The sequence below is a fragment of the Paenibacillus sp. JCM 9796 genome, assembly GCF_055379675.1.
This window is the reverse complement of the sequence record NZ_AP043723.1, coordinates 863,550-883,446: the sequence shown is the minus strand read 5'-3', so window position 1 is coordinate 883,446 and position 19,897 is coordinate 863,550. Positions and strand designations below refer to the sequence as shown.

Annotated in this window: 21 protein-coding genes; all 21 read left to right on the top strand. The window is 45.1% G+C overall.

Annotated features, from left to right (window positions below; all coding sequences use genetic code 11):
• Nucleotides 1-104: 104 nt before the first annotated feature.
• The 21 genes from ACZ439_RS04350 to ACZ439_RS04250 all read left to right on the top strand — a co-directional run bounded on the left by ACZ439_RS04350 (nucleotide 105) and on the right by ACZ439_RS04250 (nucleotide 19,885).
• Entirely contained in the window at nucleotides 105-893 is a 789-nt protein-coding gene (locus ACZ439_RS04350; RefSeq protein ID WP_181410157.1) for an SDR family NAD(P)-dependent oxidoreductase, read from the top strand.
• Nucleotides 894-912: 19 nt separating this feature from the next.
• The gene (locus tag ACZ439_RS04345; RefSeq protein ID WP_464621107.1) at nucleotides 913-1,881 is read left to right on the top strand and encodes a sugar phosphate isomerase/epimerase family protein; all 969 of its coding nucleotides are present in this window, start codon (nucleotides 913-915) and stop codon (nucleotides 1,879-1,881) included.
• On the top strand, nucleotides 1,878-2,711 hold the full coding sequence (locus ACZ439_RS04340) for a sugar phosphate isomerase/epimerase family protein (protein ID WP_054799325.1): 834 nt from the start codon (nucleotides 1,878-1,880) through the stop codon (nucleotides 2,709-2,711). Before ACZ439_RS04345 ends, ACZ439_RS04340 begins: the two co-directional genes overlap by 4 nt.
• 35 nt (nucleotides 2,712-2,746) lie before the next feature.
• Entirely contained in the window at nucleotides 2,747-3,757 is a 1,011-nt protein-coding gene (locus tag ACZ439_RS04335) for a sugar ABC transporter substrate-binding protein (protein ID WP_164751855.1), read from the top strand.
• Nucleotides 3,758-3,838: 81 nt separating this feature from the next.
• Nucleotides 3,839-5,335, top strand: a complete 1,497-nt coding sequence (locus tag ACZ439_RS04330; protein ID WP_155615149.1) for a sugar ABC transporter ATP-binding protein — start codon at nucleotides 3,839-3,841, stop codon at nucleotides 5,333-5,335.
• Nucleotides 5,336-5,393: 58 nt separating this feature from the next.
• Nucleotides 5,394-6,389 (top strand): ABC transporter permease, encoded by a 996-nt coding sequence (locus ACZ439_RS04325; protein ID WP_464620663.1) that lies wholly within the window; start codon nucleotides 5,394-5,396, stop codon nucleotides 6,387-6,389.
• A gap of 153 nt (nucleotides 6,390-6,542) precedes the next feature.
• The gene (locus tag ACZ439_RS04320; protein WP_464620662.1) at nucleotides 6,543-7,532 is read left to right on the top strand and encodes a fatty acid desaturase family protein; all 990 of its coding nucleotides are present in this window, start codon (nucleotides 6,543-6,545) and stop codon (nucleotides 7,530-7,532) included.
• Nucleotides 7,529-7,849, top strand: coding sequence for a MocE family 2Fe-2S type ferredoxin (locus ACZ439_RS04315; RefSeq protein WP_464620661.1), 321 nt, complete (start codon nucleotides 7,529-7,531; stop codon nucleotides 7,847-7,849). Before ACZ439_RS04320 ends, ACZ439_RS04315 begins: the two co-directional genes overlap by 4 nt.
• 321 nt (nucleotides 7,850-8,170) lie before the next feature.
• Nucleotides 8,171-9,118, top strand: a complete 948-nt coding sequence (locus ACZ439_RS04310; RefSeq protein WP_464620660.1) for a zinc-dependent alcohol dehydrogenase — start codon at nucleotides 8,171-8,173, stop codon at nucleotides 9,116-9,118.
• 34 nt (nucleotides 9,119-9,152) lie between these two features.
• Nucleotides 9,153-10,172 (top strand): LacI family DNA-binding transcriptional regulator, encoded by a 1,020-nt coding sequence (locus ACZ439_RS04305; protein WP_127608379.1) that lies wholly within the window; start codon nucleotides 9,153-9,155, stop codon nucleotides 10,170-10,172.
• Between the two features lie 123 nt (nucleotides 10,173-10,295).
• Nucleotides 10,296-10,760 (top strand): type II 3-dehydroquinate dehydratase, encoded by a 465-nt coding sequence (locus tag ACZ439_RS04300; RefSeq protein ID WP_464620659.1) that lies wholly within the window; start codon nucleotides 10,296-10,298, stop codon nucleotides 10,758-10,760.
• The gene (locus ACZ439_RS04295) at nucleotides 10,760-11,671 is read left to right on the top strand and encodes a sugar phosphate isomerase/epimerase family protein (RefSeq protein WP_054799319.1); all 912 of its coding nucleotides are present in this window, start codon (nucleotides 10,760-10,762) and stop codon (nucleotides 11,669-11,671) included. Before ACZ439_RS04300 ends, ACZ439_RS04295 begins: the two co-directional genes overlap by 1 nt.
• A 28-nt stretch (nucleotides 11,672-11,699) precedes the next feature.
• On the top strand, nucleotides 11,700-12,332 hold the full coding sequence (locus ACZ439_RS04290) for a fumarylacetoacetate hydrolase family protein (RefSeq protein WP_464620658.1): 633 nt from the start codon (nucleotides 11,700-11,702) through the stop codon (nucleotides 12,330-12,332).
• 18 nt (nucleotides 12,333-12,350) lie between these two features.
• The gene (locus ACZ439_RS04285; RefSeq protein WP_127608382.1) at nucleotides 12,351-13,157 is read left to right on the top strand and encodes a DODA-type extradiol aromatic ring-opening family dioxygenase; all 807 of its coding nucleotides are present in this window, start codon (nucleotides 12,351-12,353) and stop codon (nucleotides 13,155-13,157) included.
• A 19-nt stretch (nucleotides 13,158-13,176) separates the two neighbouring features.
• Complete coding sequence (locus ACZ439_RS04280; protein WP_127608383.1) at nucleotides 13,177-13,443, top strand: YciI family protein; 267 nt, start codon at nucleotides 13,177-13,179, stop codon at nucleotides 13,441-13,443.
• A gap of 311 nt (nucleotides 13,444-13,754) precedes the next feature.
• On the top strand, nucleotides 13,755-14,819 hold the full coding sequence (locus tag ACZ439_RS04275; protein WP_141335578.1) for a TRAP transporter substrate-binding protein: 1,065 nt from the start codon (nucleotides 13,755-13,757) through the stop codon (nucleotides 14,817-14,819).
• A 77-nt stretch (nucleotides 14,820-14,896) separates the two neighbouring features.
• Nucleotides 14,897-15,508: a TRAP transporter small permease gene (locus ACZ439_RS04270; protein WP_141335577.1), complete on the top strand. Its 612-nt coding sequence runs from the start codon at nucleotides 14,897-14,899 to the stop codon at nucleotides 15,506-15,508.
• Entirely contained in the window at nucleotides 15,508-16,788 is a 1,281-nt protein-coding gene (locus tag ACZ439_RS04265) for a TRAP transporter large permease (protein ID WP_127610657.1), read from the top strand. The genes ACZ439_RS04270 and ACZ439_RS04265 overlap by 1 nt, the downstream gene beginning before the upstream one ends.
• Before the next feature lie 17 nt (nucleotides 16,789-16,805).
• Nucleotides 16,806-17,624, top strand: coding sequence for a sugar phosphate isomerase/epimerase family protein (locus tag ACZ439_RS04260; RefSeq protein ID WP_201318914.1), 819 nt, complete (start codon nucleotides 16,806-16,808; stop codon nucleotides 17,622-17,624).
• 369 nt (nucleotides 17,625-17,993) lie between these two features.
• On the top strand, nucleotides 17,994-18,740 hold the full coding sequence (locus ACZ439_RS04255; RefSeq protein WP_127610653.1) for an MgtC/SapB family protein: 747 nt from the start codon (nucleotides 17,994-17,996) through the stop codon (nucleotides 18,738-18,740).
• Nucleotides 18,741-18,823: 83 nt separating this feature from the next.
• Nucleotides 18,824-19,885, top strand: coding sequence for an ABC transporter substrate-binding protein (locus ACZ439_RS04250; RefSeq protein WP_127610651.1), 1,062 nt, complete (start codon nucleotides 18,824-18,826; stop codon nucleotides 19,883-19,885).
• Nucleotides 19,886-19,897: the final 12 nt, after the last annotated feature.

Genomic DNA, 19,897 nt, shown 5'->3' with positions numbered 1-19,897 from the left:
GCGTCATAGTATACAGTGCTGCATTTACTTTTTTCAGATTTATGCATACGGTTGCTTAAAATCATACATGCGTTTGAATTTGATACTAAGAAAGGATGTTGAGTGTGGAGAAATGGTTAGAGGGAAAGATATGTATGGTTACCGGGGCTGCCAGAGGAATGGGAAAGGCATTAGCCATGAAGTATGCCGAACATGGAGCCAATGTTGTATTGATGGATGTAAACAAGGAAAGCGTTGAAGCAGCTGCAAAAGAAATCGAAGCCCTGGGGGTACAAGCATTGCCTCTCAAGGTAGATGTAACTTCTTCGCTAGAGATTAATCACGCATTGGATGAAGTTGAATCCAGGTTCACAGCAATTGACGTATTGGCAAATTGTGCCGGCATCTCTACCTCCAGTTTGATCCTGGATGTTGAAGAAGAAGAATGGGATCGAGTTTTCAATGTGAATTTGAAATCGGTTTATTTACTCAGCAGACGTGTAGCAAAAAATATGATTAACAACAACGTCAAAAATGGGAAAATTATTACAATTTCATCTCAAGCTTCGAAGATTGGCGAACTTGGAAACGGGCCGTATAGCGCTTCAAAAGCAGGGGTAAATTCGCTAACCCAGGTGCTTGGTCTGGAACTAGCGGAATATGGGATTGCGGTCAATGCCGTTTGCCCCGGCTATGTAAATACCGAAATGATCCAGCAGGTGTTCCAAAAGAGAGGACCGATCGAGGGGATGACGCCAAAAGAATATGAAGAAACATTAACAAGTCAGGTACCGATGAAGAGAATGGCGGAGCCTGAAGAAATAGCAGAATTTATGCTGTTTTTAAGCAGCGAGAAAGCAAATTATATTACGGGAGTATCATTGACCATTGCCGGTGGAAAAACAATCATTTGATGGAGAAGGAGTGATCGTAGTGCGACTCTGCCTTGTGACAGATTCACTGGGGAACATGTCTTTTATAGAAATGCTTGCTGCATCCGCATCTTTAGGCTATGAGTCTTTAGAGTTTGCATGTGGTAATTGGTCGAAAGCACCCCATATAGACTTAGATGAACTTCTGGAGAGTGAATTGAAACGAGATAATTTTGTAAGCGCTGTCAAAGTTGAGGGGCTTGAAATAGAAGCATTGAATTGTTCTGGTAATCAATTAGCCCCAAATGAAGAAGGAAGGGCACATCAGGTAGTAGTGGAAAAAACCTTTAGACTCGCGGAACTGTTGGGAGTAAAAACGATTGTTATGATGTCTGGACTTCCAGGTGGAGGTCCGAAGGATACAATCCCTAACTGGATCACAACGAGCTGGCCGCCATTGACTACAGAAGTTCTGAACTGGCAATGGAATGAAATCGCATTCCCCTATTGGGAAAAAACGGTGAAGCAAGCAAAAGAACATGGGATCGAAAAGATTGCTTTAGAAAATCATGGGTGTCAGCTGGTTTATAATCCGCAGACGCTGTTCAAATTAAGAAACCAGGTGGGAGAAATGGTTGGAATGAACCTTGATCCAAGCCACTTGTTTTGGATGGGAGGAGATCCAATTTTAGCTGCAAGACATTTAGGAGCTGCGATTTATCATATTCATGCCAAAGACGTACGTATTGAAAGAGGATTCGTTGGAACGGACGGGGTTCTTGATACAAGAACGATAGATCGTTTTTTTGAGCGTTCATGGAATTACGTAGCTTTGGGCTATGGGCATGATGTTCATTGGTGGAGTGAATTTTTTACGGTGGTTAGAATGATGGGTTACGATGGACCCATAAGTCTTGAGAATGAAGATTTAAGTATGGATCAACTAACTTCGGTAAAGAAATCTACTAAAGTATTGCAAGAAGCGATGCCGCGGGATTTTGATTCTGCTAGAGGAGTAGGCTTACTATGAAATTTTCTATCTGCAGCTGGACATTTGGAAATGAGCCCATCGAAAAGGTCATGAAATTTGTATCTGAGACAGGTTATGACGCTATTGAAATCCGTGCAGCAGTGAATGAATATAATTGGAAGGAACTTTTACGCCTATCGAAGGATCTGTCCTTAGACATCGGAGGATTAACTGGAGATACCGGCTGGCCTTGTGAAGAGCAGGATTTGGCTAATCGAAGTGCGGCTCATCGTCAGCGTGCTGTTGAATATTTCAAACGGCAAATAGAAGCGGTGAAAGAAGTCGAAGGCAGCTATCTTGTTGTATGCCCCTCGGCTGTAGGGAAAACAGCATTGATGGGAAATCCGGGGGAAGATTGGAAATGGGCGGTTGATTCCGTTCAAAAATTAACAGATCAAGCAAGTGAATGGGATGTCACACTGGTAATCGAGCCTTTAAATCGTTATGAAAGCTGTATAGTGAATACAGCGGAGCATGCCTTGCAATTTGTTCAAGAGGTGGGGCATCCCAACGTAAAAACGTTATTGGATTCCTATCATATGAACGTGGAAGAAAAAGATATGGAAACGCCGTTCTTCACCGTGAAAGACCATTTGGAAATCCTTCATGTTGCAGACAGTAACCGGCAGGCGTTAGGAAGAGGCCATATCAACTTTGCTCCATTTGTATCCGGTATCCAAAAGGCTGCGTTTAACGGAACGGTTGTTGTTGAATGTTGTGCTCCTGGTGCCAATCCTTTTCAAGCTGATAAGGGACATCCTGCGATGGAATGGATCTATACCTATGCGACGGAATCGCTCGCGTATTTAAAGAAACACTTCAGATCGTAATGCACAATCCTATCTCAATTAAGGGGGATTTATCCATGAAGGCGAAAAGAAATCTGGTCATGTTGTTTACCTTGTTTTGTTTGGCGCTGATTTTCTCCGGTTGTTCGAGTGATGCATCCAATTCGGGGACCCCATCCGCTGCCTCATCTGAAACCCCGGCAAAAAATAAAAAGAAAGTGGTAGGTGTTTTAATCGGGGATTTCAGCGCACAGTTTCATGCATACATCATGGATGGAATGAAGGTGGAGGCCAAAAAATATCCCGATGTTCAATTTGTTTACGTAGATGGAAAGTTCGACTCCACGGTTCAATTGGGTCAGGTTGAGAACTTTATTGCCCAAAAAGTGGATGCCATCATTTTCGTACCGGGAGATAGTGAAGGTTCTAGGCCGGCTGTGGATTTAATCGCCAAAGCAGGAATTCCTCTGATCAATGTAAACACCAAAGTACCGAATGCCGACCAGGTTGCTGCTTACGCATATGCAGGTTCCAGTTCTGTAGAATCCGGAGAAATCTTGATGGAAGCAATGGCCGAAGTTATGGGTGGAAAGGGTAATATGATTGAATTGCAAGGCTGGTATGGTCATGAACCTCAGATCGAAAGACACCAAGGTATTGCAAATATTCTTAAAAAGCATCCTGACATTAAAGTTCTTGCAGAGGATTCCGGTAAATGGAATAGAGAAGAAGGCATGAAGAAGGTTGAGAACTGGATTCAGTCAGACTTAAAAGGAAAATTTAATGCAATTGTTGCTCATAACGATGAAATGGCGGTCGGAGCTGTAAAAGCACTTGAAGATGCCGGTTTACTGGAGCAAGTTGTAGTTGGAGGCATTGACGCAACACCTGACGCTTTAAATATGTTGAAAGCAGGTAAACTGAAAGTTACTGTGTTTCAGGATGCTTTTGGTCAAGGCGCCAAAGGTGTGGAACTTGCTGTTAAAGTACTGAATGGTGAAAAACTGGAAAAAGAATATATTATTCCTTATAAACGTGTCAAACCTGAAGAAGCCGATAAATATCTTGCCATTTACGGCAAAAAGTAAACTTTATACTTACTATAAAAAAATAGGATAGGTACCAACCGCTTCATGTTGGTACTTGTCCTCCTGAAATGAGGGAATAGGATGCAAGAACAATATGTACTGGAAATGGAGCATATATCCAAAACATTCCCGGGCGTACGGGCTTTAGAAGACGTAAGTTTTAAAGTTAGGAAAGGAACCGTACATGCTTTGATGGGTGAGAATGGAGCGGGAAAGTCTACACTCATGAAGATTTTAGGGGGCATATACTGGCCTGAAACCGGACGGATCAAGTTAAGGGGCAAAGAAATTGGGATGCTCACTCCTAGAGATTCTCTGAAGAACGGAATTTCTATGATACACCAGGAGTTAACTTCTGTTTATGATATGACCGTTGCAGAAAATATTTTTTTAGGAAGAGAACCTCTTTTTGCAAAATTTTGGGTAAATGAGAAAAAATTAAACGAGGACACCCGTCATTTATTAGAAAGCTTAGAAATTTCGATTGACCCGAAAACGAAAATGAAAGACCTCTCCATTGCAAGAATGCAGCTGGTCGAGATTGCCAAAGCGATCTCTTACAATTCCGAAATCATTATTATGGATGAGCCAACCTCGGCAATTACGGACCGGGAAGTTGCTCATTTGTTTAAGATCATACGCTCACTTACGAATAAGGGAGTATCCATTATTTATATTTCCCATAAAATGGACGAAATCTTTGAGATTGCTGACGAAATTACGGTGTTAAGAGACGGGGAATTGGTAGATAGTAAACACGTAAAAGAACTGACCCAACAAGATTTAATTTCCATGATGGTTGGCAGGGAGTTGAAAGAGCTGTTTCCCAAGAAGGAGGTTAGGATTGGGGAGAAGGTCTTAGAGGTAAAAAATCTGTCTTTAAAAGGAAAATTTAATAATATCTCATTCCAACTCCGAAAAGGAGAAATACTTGGTATTGCAGGCTTGATGGGATCAGGAAGATCAGAAGTCATGGAAAGTCTTTTCGGACTCGCTAAACCGGATGAAGGGGAAATATTTTTCCATGGTAAAAAAGTGGATATTAAATCTCCAGAAGACGCTAAAAAAAATGGATTGGCATTTATTACTGAGGATAGGAAATTAACAGGACTGTTTCTACCCCATTCTGTAAAAGACAATATGATCGCAGCCAGTTTGGAAAAATATACAAAGGGAATGTTCATGAATGAAGGGAAGATCAGAAATGAATGCAATAAACAAAGGGAGCTCTTGGGGGTTAAAACACCTGATATTAACCAGAAAGTTAAAAATTTAAGTGGGGGAAATCAGCAGAAAGTATTAATTGCGAAATGGCTTTTAACGGATGCTGAAGTCATCATCCTGGATGAACCTACAAGGGGAGTTGACGTAGGAGCGAAGTCAGAAATACATGCTTTAATGGGTAAATTGGTCGAGGAAGGCAAAGCTGTCATTATGATTTCCTCTGAGATGCCGGAAGTGCTAGGGATGAGCGATAGAATTATTGTGATGCACGAAGGTAAAATTTCTGGAGAATTATCAAGAGCAGAAGCTAACCAAGATAAGATTATGAAATATGCAACCGGATTCGTGAATTGAAACACTTACATGTATCATCAACGGCTAAAAATAAATGAATGAGTTAGGAGTGCATGATATGGCAACCCCCAAAATAGAGGCATCCAATATGGAAATCCCCAATAAGCAGTCATTATTTGATATTAAAAAATTGCTGCATATTCTTAATAAGTTCACGATTTTCTTTATCCTGCTGGCCATGGTGATCATATTGTCGATCATTGAGCCGAACTTCCTTACGTCAGTGAACTTGCTGAATATTGTCAGACAGATTACTTTGATTGCCATTATAGGGTTCGGCTTGACGATGATCATTATAACAACCGGTATTGATTTATCTCCAGGGTCAATCGTAGCCATTGTATCCGTAGCATCAGCCATGTACGCGCATCCCGGCGAATATCCTTTGGTAGTATCCATTATCGTGGGGCTTTTACTTGGTGTTGTAGCAGGATTGATTAATGGATTAATTGTCGCTAATTTGAAAATACCCGCTTTTATCGTTACGTTAGGCATGATGATATCTGCCAGAGGGGTTTCCTATATATTCAGCGATGGGCATCCTATTACAGGTTTTTCAAAAGAATTCGATTTTATTGGCAGAGGATATGTATTTGGAATTCCTTTCATGATCTATGTGCTGGTATTGGTCGGGATCGTGTCTCATATCATCCTTAGACATACCCGACTCGGGAAAAGCATCTACGCGATCGGCGGGAATGAACAGGCCGCGGTTGTATCCGGTATCAATGTGAAAAGAACCTTGTTGTTTGTATATATGTACGGCGGTTTAATGGCAGGCGTAGCCGGCATTATGTTGGCTTCTCGAATCGGGGCGGGACAGCCAACCGCCGGTTTAGGTTATGAATTGGATGCCATCGCGGCTGTAGTCATCGGTGGAACAAGTTTGATGGGCGGCGTTGGTACGATCGTCGGAACCTTAATAGGAGCTCTCATCATCGGTGTTTTAAATAACGGAATGGATTTGATGCATGTGTCCGGGTATTGGCAGCAGGTATTGAAGGGAGTAATTATTGTAGGGGCCATCATACTGGATAAATATAGAAATCAATAAAGAATGAACAAGGAGGGGAAAATCATGGCCAATACAAGTAAAAGAAGAGACTATAGCCTTACTGGACCGGAAAACAGGAAGGCCGAGGAAAAGGGACTTGCCGCTGCGGAGTGGTACACTTGTCCGATTCCTCGTCAACGGTTGAAGGAGCTGATGAAGCGAAAGGACGGACCGGCCATACGAGATACGCTAATCTGGTTCGCTGCTCTTATTGGCTTGGGGGTTGCCGCGTATTATTCATGGGGGACTTGGTGGGCGATTCCGGCATTCTTTCTTTACGGCGTCGTATACGCTTTGCCCGGCAATTCGCGGTGGCACGAATGCGGTCATGGAACCGCCTTTAAGACGCCTTGGATGAACGAAGTCCTTTACCAGATCTCCTCATTCATGTGCTTGTTTCCGGCGACGCCTTGGCGATGGAGCCATGCCCGACATCATACCGACACCATTATCGTCGGCCGCGATCCCGAGATTGTCGCCGAGAGGCCGCCAATCTGGCGCATCATACTCATGGAAATTTTTCGTTTGCATGGCGGACCACGAGACCTCAAAAGGGTGATCTTACATTTCTTTGGCAAAATGGACAAAGAGGAAGAGAGCTATATTCCTGTCTCAGAGCGCAGAAAAGTGTGTTGGGAAGCGCGTGTATGGGTATTCATCTTTCTGGCGGTCATAGCTTCATGTGTTTATATGCAAAGCATACTGCCGGCCATGTTTATCGGTCTTCCGACATTTTATGGCTTCATCGGGGTTCTCATTACCGGGTTTATTCAACATTTGGGTCTAAGCGAAGATGTGCTTGATCATCGTTTAAACACGCGTACCGTCTATATGAACCCGATTTTCAGGTTCCTTTATTGGAACATGAACTATCACGTAGAGCATCATATGTTCCCGATGGTTCCGTATCATGCTCTGCCAGCCTTGCATGAAGAGATGAAACCTGACTGCCCGGCGGCAAGCCCTAGCACTTGGGCAGCCGTCAAGGAGGTTTTCACAGCGCTGCGGAAACAGCGAAAAGACCCCACGTATACGATTGTACGCCCTCTACCCAGCACGGCGCGCCCGTATCGGTATGGTCCGCATCCGTTTGGAACGGTGGCAGGGAGAGAGGTTGATCCTATTTGGAGGGAATCCGTATGAATCATGAGAATTGGATTGAATCATGTGCGGTCGACGATATCGACGAGGAGGACGTCATCCGTTTTGATTATGGTGAAAAAACTTTCGCGATCTATCGTACGGACAAGGACGAATTTTACGCGACCGACGGCTACTGCACCCACGAAAAGTTTCACTTGGCAGATGGCCTGGTGATCGGCACGCAAATTGAATGCCCTAAACATAATGGACGATTAGATTTTATAACGGGCGAAGCAAAACGCGCACCTATCTGTATGAAGATTAAGACTTATCCGGTTAAGGTTGAAGCAGGAAAGGTTTTTATAAAGATGGACTAGGGTCTTGGGACATGAAATTACAAAAGTGAGGGCTGCCGCGGTCACGGCAGCCCTCTTTCCGGCGGGAGGACATGGGCCAAACATTTAAAAATATATTGACACCGCTTCCAAAACAGATTTAGAATGGAAGCAGTTGGTGATATTTTTTTAGAAACAAATTAGATCGATCTAAATCCAGGTGATTCCGGTATTTTAACCTTCGGGCTTAACACTTGATTTTTTTTAGATCGATCTAAAAATAGAAAGCTTTAACACATCAAAGGTGGGATAACATTGCTGGAATTATTCCTGAATAAGCCAAAGCAAATGGAACTAAGAAGTATGGAAGCATTACCGGCCTTGAAGGACGACGAAGTGAAGATCAGATTGGTGTATGGCGGGATTTGCGGTTCGGATCTTAGTGTGTTTCTGGGGAAATTGACGCATGCTTCTTATCCGCTCCGACCGGGACATGAGCTGCTTGGGCATATCATCGAGGCGGGAAAGAACGTTTCTTACAAGTTGGGGACAAGGATTATCGTCCAGCCTAATTCATACTGCGGCGAATGCGTAAACTGTCTGAAAGGCCAAACCAATATTTGTCCGGAGAAGAAGTCGCTGGGCGTGACCGTTAACGGCGGCTTCTCCGAGCAATTTATTATTTCATCGAAGTATGTCATGCCGGTTCCCGACGATCTTCCCGATGAAAGAGCGGTTCTGGTAGAGCCGTTTGCCGTCATTGTGCATGCGTTCAAGAAGGTTCACATAACGAAGGGGACAACCGTTGCTGTTCTCGGGTGTGGAAACGAAGGCATGCTCGCCGTCGCCTTAGCCCATTATTTGGGCGCCGACGTTACGGCGATGGACATCAATCCCATCAAACTGGAGCTCATTAAAACGCTTGGCGACATCAGGGTGATTCACCCGGATGAACTGAAAGGGGAAACGTTTGATATCGTTGTTGAGGCAGCCGGAGCGCAAAGTGCGTTCGAGAACGGGCTGCGGCTTGTGAGGCCAGGGGGGCAAATGATTCTGATCGGACTCACGCCAGAGGCAACCATTCCGGTCATCCGTGTAGTAAGAAGCGAAATCACCTTGTATGGATCGATCATCTACAACATTCCCGATGACTTTCAGCACGCGATGGAATACTTAAGAGATACAAACTTTAACGTCCAGCCGATCGTATCCAAAATCATCCCATTCACCGACTATAAACATGCGTTCGAGGATGCGTTGTCCGGCAACTATGGGAAGGTTGTGTTGGATTTCAAGAAAAATCCTGTATAATTAGTTTAAACCGTTAGTGGAAAAGGTGAGAACTATGAAGCAGGAAAGAGGATCTCGTGTAACCTTGCAGCAGGTGGCCGATCATGCCGGGGTATCGCGGGCAACCGCCTCATTGATCGTACGAGGCAGCAATCTGGTAGCCGAGCGTACACGTAAGAAAGTGCTCGAGTCGATGAAGGAGCTGGGTTATGTATACGATCGCGTTGCCGCGAATTTACGTTCCCGCAACTCATCGACAGTCGGTCTTATCATCACGGAAATTGGCAACCCTTTCTTCTCGGAGCTTCTGGTTGGTGTCCATCAGGAACTGGATACCAAAGGGTATACGGTGATTCTGGGTACTACGTTTGAGTCCGCAGAAAAGCAGGATCAGCTCTTGTCCAAGATGTTGGAGTACAGGGTAGGCGGGGTTATTATGAGCCCTGTTTCAGGAAGCTCCCCGGCTGTCATCGACCGGTTGAAACAATGGGATATTCCTGTGGTCCTTGTAACCAAGGAACCGGCCAACTCGAACTCCGATTATGTCGGAATAGATAACGTGCTTGGAGGAAAGTTGGCTGTCGATTATCTCATTGAGAAGGGGCACCGCAGAATTGCTTTTCTTGGCGGTCCTTCTGAATCCTCCGCAAGGATGGATAGACAACGAGGCTATATACGCGCTCTGCAGCAAGCTGGTTTGCCGTTTGACGATTCATTGGTTGTGACCAGTGCTGCCACACGACAAGGCGGAAGGGAAGCACTTCAGCAGGTCCTTAATCAGCCGAATCCTCCTACGGCGGTATTCTGTTATAACGATGTCGTCGCATTCGGTGTCATGCTGGGCTTGAAGGAAGCCGGCTTGATGCCAGGTCGTGATCTGGCGGTGGTCGGCTATGACAATATTGAAGAGGCGGCGATGACGAGCCCGGCTCTCACGACGGTTATGGCTTCACCCATTCTTGTCGGTACTAATGCGGCGAATCTGCTTCACAAACGGATTATGGGTAATGAAGACCATGTTCAGCGTATTATTTTAAAGCCGGAACTTGTTATTCGCGAATCGTGCTCGATGTGAGCATGAACATCGTGTAAAGCAAACATGCAGCTCGTCAGTTCACCCGGATGCAGCTGTATTTTACCTGCCTGATTTAGATCGATCTAATCTTTGTTTTAATTCAATATGAAAGGAGTGAGCATGGTGGAGAAACCCTATTTAGTCGTCGTGAACGGCCCTAACTTGAACAGGTTAGGTCTCCGCTTACCTGAGCTATACGGTAGTCAAACCTTAAGCGATGTCATTCAGCTTGTTCGCTCCGTTGCAGACACTTATAGAGTCGAAGTTCGAGATATTCAATCCAACCATGAGGGCACTTTGATCGATTTCCTGCAGGAGCACGGTCCGGGCGCCATGGGCATCATTATAAATCCCGGGGCGCTAGGCCATTACGGGGTTGCATTGAGGGACTGCTTGGAGGATATTAAACGGCCGACCATCGAAGTGCATATCACCAACGTTCACAAGCGTGAGACATTCCGGCATCATCTCGTATTATCCGCGGTCGTTACGGGACAAATTGTTGGTCTTGGCGTCGATGTGTACCGGTATGCCGCAGAAGCGCTCTGCAATCGAATGAAGCGGGAAGAGGCAGGGGGGCAGCCTTAATGCGGCAAAGCTTACACGATTTCATGCGGGTGGGTATCGTACAATTCATGGCGTTTCCTCAATCGAAATCCAGTGAACATTATGTGCGCACCATTTCTACTATTATTGAGGATGAATTTTTCGACGCTATTGAGATCACCTCCGCTCCCGATCCGGAAACGGCCGATCAGGTTAAACAATTGCTGCAAAGCTCCGGTGTTACAGTGGGCTTTAGTGCGCATCCGGTTTTATTGGGGAATCAAGGAAATCTCAATGCGATGCAGGACGAGGAAAGGAAACGGTCGATTGAGCTGGTGAAAGGAGCTATTGATCAAGCCTATCATCTTGGGGCGGCAAATCTAGCTTTGATGTCGGGGAAAGATCCCGGTCCTGCATGTAGAGAGCGATCGGTCGGATACTTCATTGAATCGATTCAAGACATTTGCAATTATGCGCGTTCCAAAGGCGATTTGGAAATTTTGTTGGAACCGTTCGATCATCAAACGGATTTCCGCTGCTTAATCGGACCTTCCGAATTGGCTGTTGAAGTCGCACAAGAGGTTCGGAAAGTCGATCCTACATTTGGTCTAATGGTTGATCTTAGTCATTTGCCAATGCTGGGCGAATCTCCGTCCGAAGCTTTAACCGCGACAAGAGATTACCTCAAGCATGCGCATATGGGGAACTGCTTGATCCGTAATTCGAATGACCCCTTGTATGGCGATAAACATCCTCGTTTCGGATACCCGGACAGCGAGATCGGCATTTCAGAATTAGCAGAATATCTTCGTGCGTTGCTTGATATAGGCTACTTACAGGAAGGGAGAAACCGCACGCTTTCATTTGAAATCAAGCCCGCTCCTGGAGAATCCTCGGAGGTGCTTATTGCACAAGCGAAACGCACTCTACGAGCTGCTTGGCAGCAGGTATAGGAAATCTTTTTGGGGGGGTGGGGAGACATTGGACAATTTGAAGGTTCGAAATATTTATTGCGTAGGGCGTAATTATTATTCCTTTGCGAAAGAGATGGGAAATGCGATTTCGGAAAGTCCGATCATCTTTTTGAAGCCCACGCATTCGTTGGAGCCCATGAACGGCAGCGTCATCGCGTTGTCCGGAAAGTATGGAGAAGTGAATGGCGAGGCGGAGATCGTACTCCATATGGGCAAAGACTATGTGCCGGGTATTCAGGTTGAAGAGCTGGTTGACAAAATGACCATTGGCATTGATTTTACTTATCGGAATGTATTGAACGAAATCAAGAAAAAGGGGCAGCCCTGGCTTCCTGCCAAAGGGTTTCGGAGCTCCTGCTCAATCGGCGAATTCCGGGAGATTTCCGGGCAGTCCGACCTGACGAAGGATTTTAGACTGATCAAAAACGGGGAAACATTACAGATCGGGAATATCAAAAATATGATTTTCTCTCTTCAAACATTGATTGATTACATTGCCCTAAACTTCGGCCTAGGAACCGGCGATCTCATTTATACAGGGACGCCCGAGGGGATTGGTACACTGCAAGATCATGATCATTTAGAGATTCAATGGGGAGAAGAAATTCTCGGTTCATGCCAAATTATATTGAAATCATAATGGAAAGGTGGATTTGATATGTCGCTAGAGTTAGCCCTGTTAAGCTCGCATGCACCATCGCTTTTGTACGAGGATAAGGTGCCTGACTTTCAGTTGTCCATCGTGGATGCGTTTCATCAACAGCGGGCAAAAATCAAAGCATTAAAGCCGGATGTCCTTGTTCTTATATCCAGCCATTTTCTTACGAATTGGAATCATTATGTGGATGCTACGCCGTTCCATAAGGGCTTTTTGACAGCAAGGGAACACCCGGATATGATCGCAAACATTCCGTTTGATTATCCGGGGGATGAAGAGCTCGCTAATGACTTAGCTGAAGCGGGAAAACAGGCGGGCATCCCTGTAGTTTCATTTAATGAACCAACCTATATATGGGATTATGGTACGCTTGTCCCGCTTCGGTATTATATACCGGATGGAGATATTCCGGTGATCGATCTATCGTGTAATATGTCTGCCAGTCTGGAAGAGACCTATAGGTGGGGGCAGCAAATCGGCAAGGTGCTTCGGGCAAGCAAGAAACGGACTGTTTTTGCCAGCAGCGGAGCGTTATCGCATCATCTCACTCGCGGCCGCTCAAATATGCCTACGATATCCGAGAAGGCATTGGACGACAGATTCATTCAACTTCTCGTAGAAGGCAACTATGTTACCGCCTGGGAAATGCTTCCTCAGTTCTCAGTGGCTGCTGATGTTGAATCTGGAGGAAGACACGTAGCGGCACTATTAGGAGTTTTAGGTCAAGATGAGTTTCATGCTTCCTATTTAGGCTATGCGCAATCATCCGGCAGTGGAAACCCCCACTTTTTCTTTGAACTTAAGTAAACAAGGAGGAGCTTTCTCAATGAAATATTTTGCAGTGATAACGAATATGTTGGATCTGGAAAAGAATCAGAAATACCGCGAGGAGCATTTGGACTATTTAAAGGATCTTAGCAAAAAAGACCATGTATTCGCGAAAGGAAGGTTTTCCGATGCGAGCGGGGGGCTTGTTATTTATAAGGCGGATACGCTGGATGAAGTGCGATTATTCGTTGAGAACGATCCCTTTATTGTTCAGGGTGCACGCACTTATGAAATTCGCGAGTGGGAAATGAAGCTGGTTGAATAACGTTTGTAAAATTCAAGGGAAATCATTGACAACGCTTACAATAAAAGCTTACAATAATACTATTCTTAGATCGATCCAAAAGCGGAACAGTAAAAAAAACTATGCAAACAGAGGGTTGCTCCAAAGTAGATTTAGATCGATCTAAAATTTGTCATATTGCCTTCAATCATCCGGTTTGAAAGCGCTTAATATCTTCTGGAGGTGACCTGGGAACAAGATTGTGGCTTACTGCTGAAGAGAAATCAAGGGGAATCAGTCTTATCGGTTGTCTCCAATCACGTAGTCCCATACTAATGAGCGAGGTGCAATCCATGAAAAAATTATTCATTTTACCGGTAACCGCTATGCTTGTTCTATCCCTGATGGGCTGTGCTCCAAACAATACCCAAACGAATGCAGCCCCCAAAGGGACTGACGCAAGCACGACCAATGCGGGCTCGGGTTCAGGCGGCCAAGCAAAAGTGAAGGTCATGAAGATGGCGAGTGCAAACGCCAAAGACCGCTCTTTAACAAGAGGACTTGTTAAGTTCGGCGAAATCGTCGAGAAAGAAACAGGCGGTTCGGTCAAAGTGGAGGTTTTTGCCGATGGGCAATTAGGCGGCGATATTGCCGTATTTGAAGGCATGAAGATCGGATCCATCCAAGGCGCGACCATGTCAACGGGGCCTATCGCTTCATTCGCCAAGCGATTCAACGTCTTCGACCTGCCTTTCTTGTTCAAAGATACGGATACGGCCTACAAGGTCCTGGACGGTAAAATTGGCCAGGAGCTATTGAATGATCTGCCTGCTGCGGGCGTCGTCGGATTATCTTATATGGAAAACGGATTCCGTGATCTTACCAATAATAAAAGAGAAGTAAAATCGGTTGACGATGTAAAAGGATTAAAAATCAGAACGCTGGAAAATGAGCTGCATATTGAGCTGTGGAAGACGCTGGGGGCCGTACCTACGCCTATGGCCATTACCGAGTTGTTTACCGCTCTTGAGCAAAGGGTGGTTGACGGACAGGAAAATCCTTCGGGTAACGTGAAGCTCAACAAGTTCTACGAGGTACAAAAATACATAACGAAGACCGGGCATGTCTACAATGCGAGCCCGCTGCTTGTCAGCAATAAATTCTGGGAGCAATTATCCGATAAAGAGAAGGAAGCCTTGAAGAAAGCCGCAACAGAAGCTACGGCCTGGCAGCGCCAGGAGAATCAGAAGGAAACGGCCGACGCGTATGATTTCTTAACGAAGAATAAGATGACGGTCACCACATTGTCACCGGAAGAGAAACAGAAATTTGTTGATAAATTGCAGCCGGTTTACGACAAATACAAGCCAATTATCGGTGAAGATCTCGTTAACAGGTTGTTGGAAGCCGTAAAATAGTTCAGGAACAAGCAGGCTCTTAGGGAGAAATGATTCCTAAGGGCCCTTTAGCAGAAGAACTGGAATCGGAGGAAAGTATGGAAAAGATAACTTCGCTTTCAAAGCTGATTATCAATGTGCTGATGGCGCTGTGTTTAACCGCAATGGCGATCCTCGTATTCGGCAACGTCGTGCTGCGCTATCTCTTTGATTCAGGTATAACGTGGTCGGATGAAATGTCCCGCTTTCTATTCGTATACCTGGTGTTTTTTGGTGCGATTGTAGCGGTAAAAGATAATGAGCATCTTGGCGTCGATACCCTGGTGAAGAAGCTGCCGCCGTTCCTGAAGAGGGTTGTCTATATGGCGAGCAATGCAGTCGTTGTTTACATGCTTTACCTCGTTGGAGAAGGAAGCTGGAAGATGACGCTTCTTAGTGTCCATACGCGCGCTCCGGCCACGCAGCTGCCTCTCTCCTTTGTGTATTTCGTCGGGGTTATTGCCAGCGTCTGCATGGGTATCATTCTGATTTCGAATATTATCCGGGTGAGTATCGACAAAACTTATATCGACAAAGTTTCCCGGGTCGTCGAATCGGAAGAAGAAATCCAGCTAAATAATAGCGAAACGCCAGAGCGGCAGGAGACGAAAGAGATCGGCATGAAGCTCGAAAATCATCAGTTGCATACGGCGGAAGGGGCTGATCGGTAATGACTCCTGTAATCTTCCTTGGTTCTTTATTAGGGGCAATGGCATTCGGAATGCCGATTGCGTTTGCGCTTCTGTTAAGCGGCGTATGTCTCATGATGTACATGGGTATGTTTGACACCCAAATCATTGCTCAAAACCTGATTAACGGTGCAAACAGCTTCCCTTTACTGGCGGTTCCCTTCTTTATTCTGGCCGGTGAGTTTATGAACGCCGGCGGAATATCCCGAAAAATCATACAATTCGCTTTAACCCTGGTCGGACCCATTCGCGGCGGTTTAGGATATGTCTCGATCATTGCCGCCGTCATCTTTGCCGGATTGTCCGGATCTGCAGTCGCCGATACGGCAGCCCTTGGCGCCATCCTGATCCCGATGATGGTCAAAGCGGGCTATGACCGGAATCGCTCCGCCGGATTGGTCGCAGCCGGAGGTATTATTGCACCGGTAATTCCGCCGAGTATCGCTTTTATTATCTTTGGCGTGACAAGCGATGTTTCCATTACAAAGCTATTTTTGGGCGGTATTGTGCCGGGTTTAATGATGGGCGTCGCTCTTGTATTTACCTGGTGGTTAATGGCACGCAAAGAGAAGGCGGAGAAAATGCCGCGCGCCTCGTTTAAGGACATCATGATCGCATTAAAAGAAGCGTCATGGGCCCTGATACTGCCTGTGATTATTCTTGCAGGCTTACGGGGCGGTATCTTCACACCGACGGAAGCTGCGGTAGTAGCCGCAGTGTACGCCCTATTGGTCGGGGTGTTCATTTATCGCTCGCTGAGCTTTACAACCGTTTATAAATGCCTCCTTGGTGCGGCCAAAACGACTAGTGTAGTTATGTTCCTCGCTGCGGCAGCGATGGTATCCTCTTGGCTCATTACAGTTGCTAACGTTCCTGCCACGATTACGGAATTTCTTGGACCTCTGCTGGAAAATCCGATGCTGCTTATGATCATGATCAATATCTTGTTAGTTTTGGTAGGTACGGCTATGGATATGACGCCTACCATTCTTATTATGACACCTGTTCTGATGCCCATTATCATTCAAGCAGGTATTGATCCGGTTTATTTCGGCGTTCTGTTCGTTCTGAATTGCAGCATCGGACTTCTCACACCGCCTGTGGGAACGGTACTCAACGTGGCTGCAGGTGTAGGTAGAACGAGTATGGAGGGCATTATGAAAGGCGTTATGCCGTTCCTTATTGCCGAATGCGTCGTTATGGTGTTGTTAATCCTGTTCCCAAGTCTGGTGACCGTTCCATTGGAATGGCTGCACAGATAAGCTTAGGAGGAATCGAAGTGAAGAGAAGCCTTTGTACTTCAGGATTTAAAGACTGGGATGTTGAACAAATATTGGAATGGGCGGCTCCATTTGGACTAGATGGGGTGGAACTATGGATGGGGCATATTGAACGCTATCAGGAGGAGCGGGGTCCCCTTGACAAATTAAGAGAAAAACTGCGCCGGTATGGCCTTGAAGTGCCGGCGGTCAGCGGATACACAACATTTTCCGGAGGCTTCTCGGGAGAAAAGGATTTGAAGCAGGATTTCAAGAGTATGAATCATTTACTCGACGTTGCCAGGCAGCTGGGCTGTCCGTTCATACGAACATTTCTGGGCCACGTGTCGTCGAGATGCACTTCTCCGGAGCAATGGGGCCAAGTCGTGAGCGTCATGAAGAACGTTATGCGAATGGCCGACCAGTACGAAGTAAACATTGCGATCGAAGTTCACTATGACACGTTTGTAGATAATACGGAGTCCGCCCGGATGCTGCTGCAGGCAGTCAATCACCCGAGACTTAGGCTAGTGTTTGACGGTGCGAATCTCCATGTGGAGCAGATCGATCAAATGGAGGCGCTGCCGGTCTTATACCCATGGTTATCTCACGTTCATATAAAAAATTACAACTGGGATCATGCCAATAGGTACAAGAGTGTTCCTGTCTCAATCCTTAATGGCGACATTGATAACAAGGCACTTATTCAAGAGCTTGAGCGGCGGCATTATTCCGGTTATGTATCTTTGGAATATTTTGGAGAAATGAAAGAGCTTAATATTACACGTTCGTTGCAAGAGTGGAATGAATTGCGGGATGCGGGTTTCCCGGCAAGCTGAGAATGTATATGCATTCTCTTTTTTTTTATCCTCTTCTTTACATATGTAAATAAATAAAACAATTGTAAAAAATGCCGTGGAGTGATACTATTTCAATTGTAGTTTTTGTAAACAATCGGAATCGTAAGCGCTTCCCCCATATTGCTGTTCCTGATTTTCAGATCAATTTACAAATGTATTAACATATTGACAAATGATAAAATCAGGAGTAAGATGTGGTTACAAATGTATGTCTTAATGACAAATGTAAAGTATATCCGTTTATTACTTGTCAAACATTCTCTAATCAGCACACGTTTCAAGGATTTTTCGCACAAAAGAAAGCGCATACAGTTTTGCCGAACTATGAGCAAGAGGGGTTGGTAGGTCATGGTCGAGAACTCGGTTTGGAGTATTGACTTTTGGGATTTAGTGTTACGATTGATTGCCGCAGTTGTCCTTGGAGGTTTAATTGGGTTAGAAAGGGAAGTCAGCAACCATGCGGCTGGTTTTCGTACTCATATTCTTGTCTGTATCGGTGCTGCATTAATTATGCTGCTATCGATTTATGGCTTTTCTGATTTTGTAAACGAAATCAATGTCCGAATAGATCCATCCCGTCTTGCTGCTCAAGTCATTAGCGGTATCGGTTTTCTGGGCGCAGGTACGATATTGCGAAATGGACTTTCGATATCGGGATTAACAACGGCTGCCTCCTTGTGGGTAACGGCCGGAATTGGTTTATCGGCAGGTGCAGGGTTTTATAAAGGGGCGCTGGTTGCAACCTTCCTTGTCTTGGTATGTCTCTTTCTGTTGAACAAAACAGAGAAGTTGTTTAGCGCAAAGCATAAAAACCTGCTACAAATCACGATTGAAGACAACTCCACGTTGACCGGGAAAATTATATCCGAGTTGGAAGCAATGGGTATTCAGATTAAAAAAGTATATTTTTCGGAGGATGAATCGGTTGGGGAAGGATTTAAGACGGTACATTGCAGCGTCAATGGGATGGATGAAGCTGCTCTTCAGGAGTACGCATCTCAAATCATGAAATGGACTGGCGTCATCAAGATCGAATCCACGATGGATGGACAAAGGATTAAGCTCGTGGGAGCTAAAATTACGGTGGGGGGCTGATGATCAAATAACAATATGCGGATAGTTATAAGAGGTTGCGGTTTGGAGTTCATTTCAAAAAAAACAAGTAAAGGGTGGGTACATTGAAAAAACTTTATAAAGTGATGATGTCTCTCGCATTAGTTTCTCTCGCAGCTGGTTGCGCATCGGGCGGTAATGAGCAAGTTAAAAATGCTAATGAAGGAACGAAGCCTGTCGATAGTGCAAAAGAAGTGAAGGAAGTCAGCGGGACTGTGAATCTGTATACCTCTGAATCCCAAGACTTAGTTAACGAAATGATCCAGGATTTCAAGAAGAAGCAGCCTAAGATTGATGTGAAAATATACCGTTCCGGAACCGGTGCCGTTATTTCGAAAATCGAAGCGGAACAGATGGGCGGGGCTATCCAGGCCGATGTCATTTGGTTTGCCGATATTGACTATTATTCGAAATTGGCGAAAAAAGGGATGCTGGAAAAATATGATTCGCCTGAAGCGGCTAACCTGGATAAGCGCTATGCATATGAAGACGGAAAATATTATGAAGTACGTCAAATTTTCAATGTCATTGGCTATAATACATTAAAAATTAAAAATGCCCCTAAATCCTGGCAGGATCTCGGATCTCCTGAATATAAAGGGAAAGTCGCTATAGCAAATCCGAACTATTCCGGCGCAGCATTCTTAACATTAGCATCGCTCGTCAATACGAATGGAATGGGATGGGACTATTTCAGCAGCTTGAAAAATAATGGCGTTAAGTTTGAACAATCCAACGGTAACTTGACTAGTAAACTTGCAACAGGCGAATATTATGGCGTTTCAGTTGTAGACTTTATGGTCAGAAACGCTAAAAACAGCGGTTCGCCGGTTGAAATCGCTTGGCCTAGCGAGGGTTCCGTTCTTATTCCTACGCCGGTAGGCATTATTTCCGGATCTAAAAATAAAGAGGCTTCCCAGAAACTGATGGATTACCTCCTCTCCACGGATGGTCAGAAGTTTTTCGTGAAACAAGGCTACATTCCAGTCAAAGGGGATGCAGGCGCGCCTGAAGGATCGCCCAAATTGGACAGCATTAAAGTGATGCCGTTGGATATGAAATTCCTTGAAGATAACCGCGAATCTTTAAAAACGAAGTTTGGAGAATTATTTAGCGAAGCCAAATAATATGATTTCGAG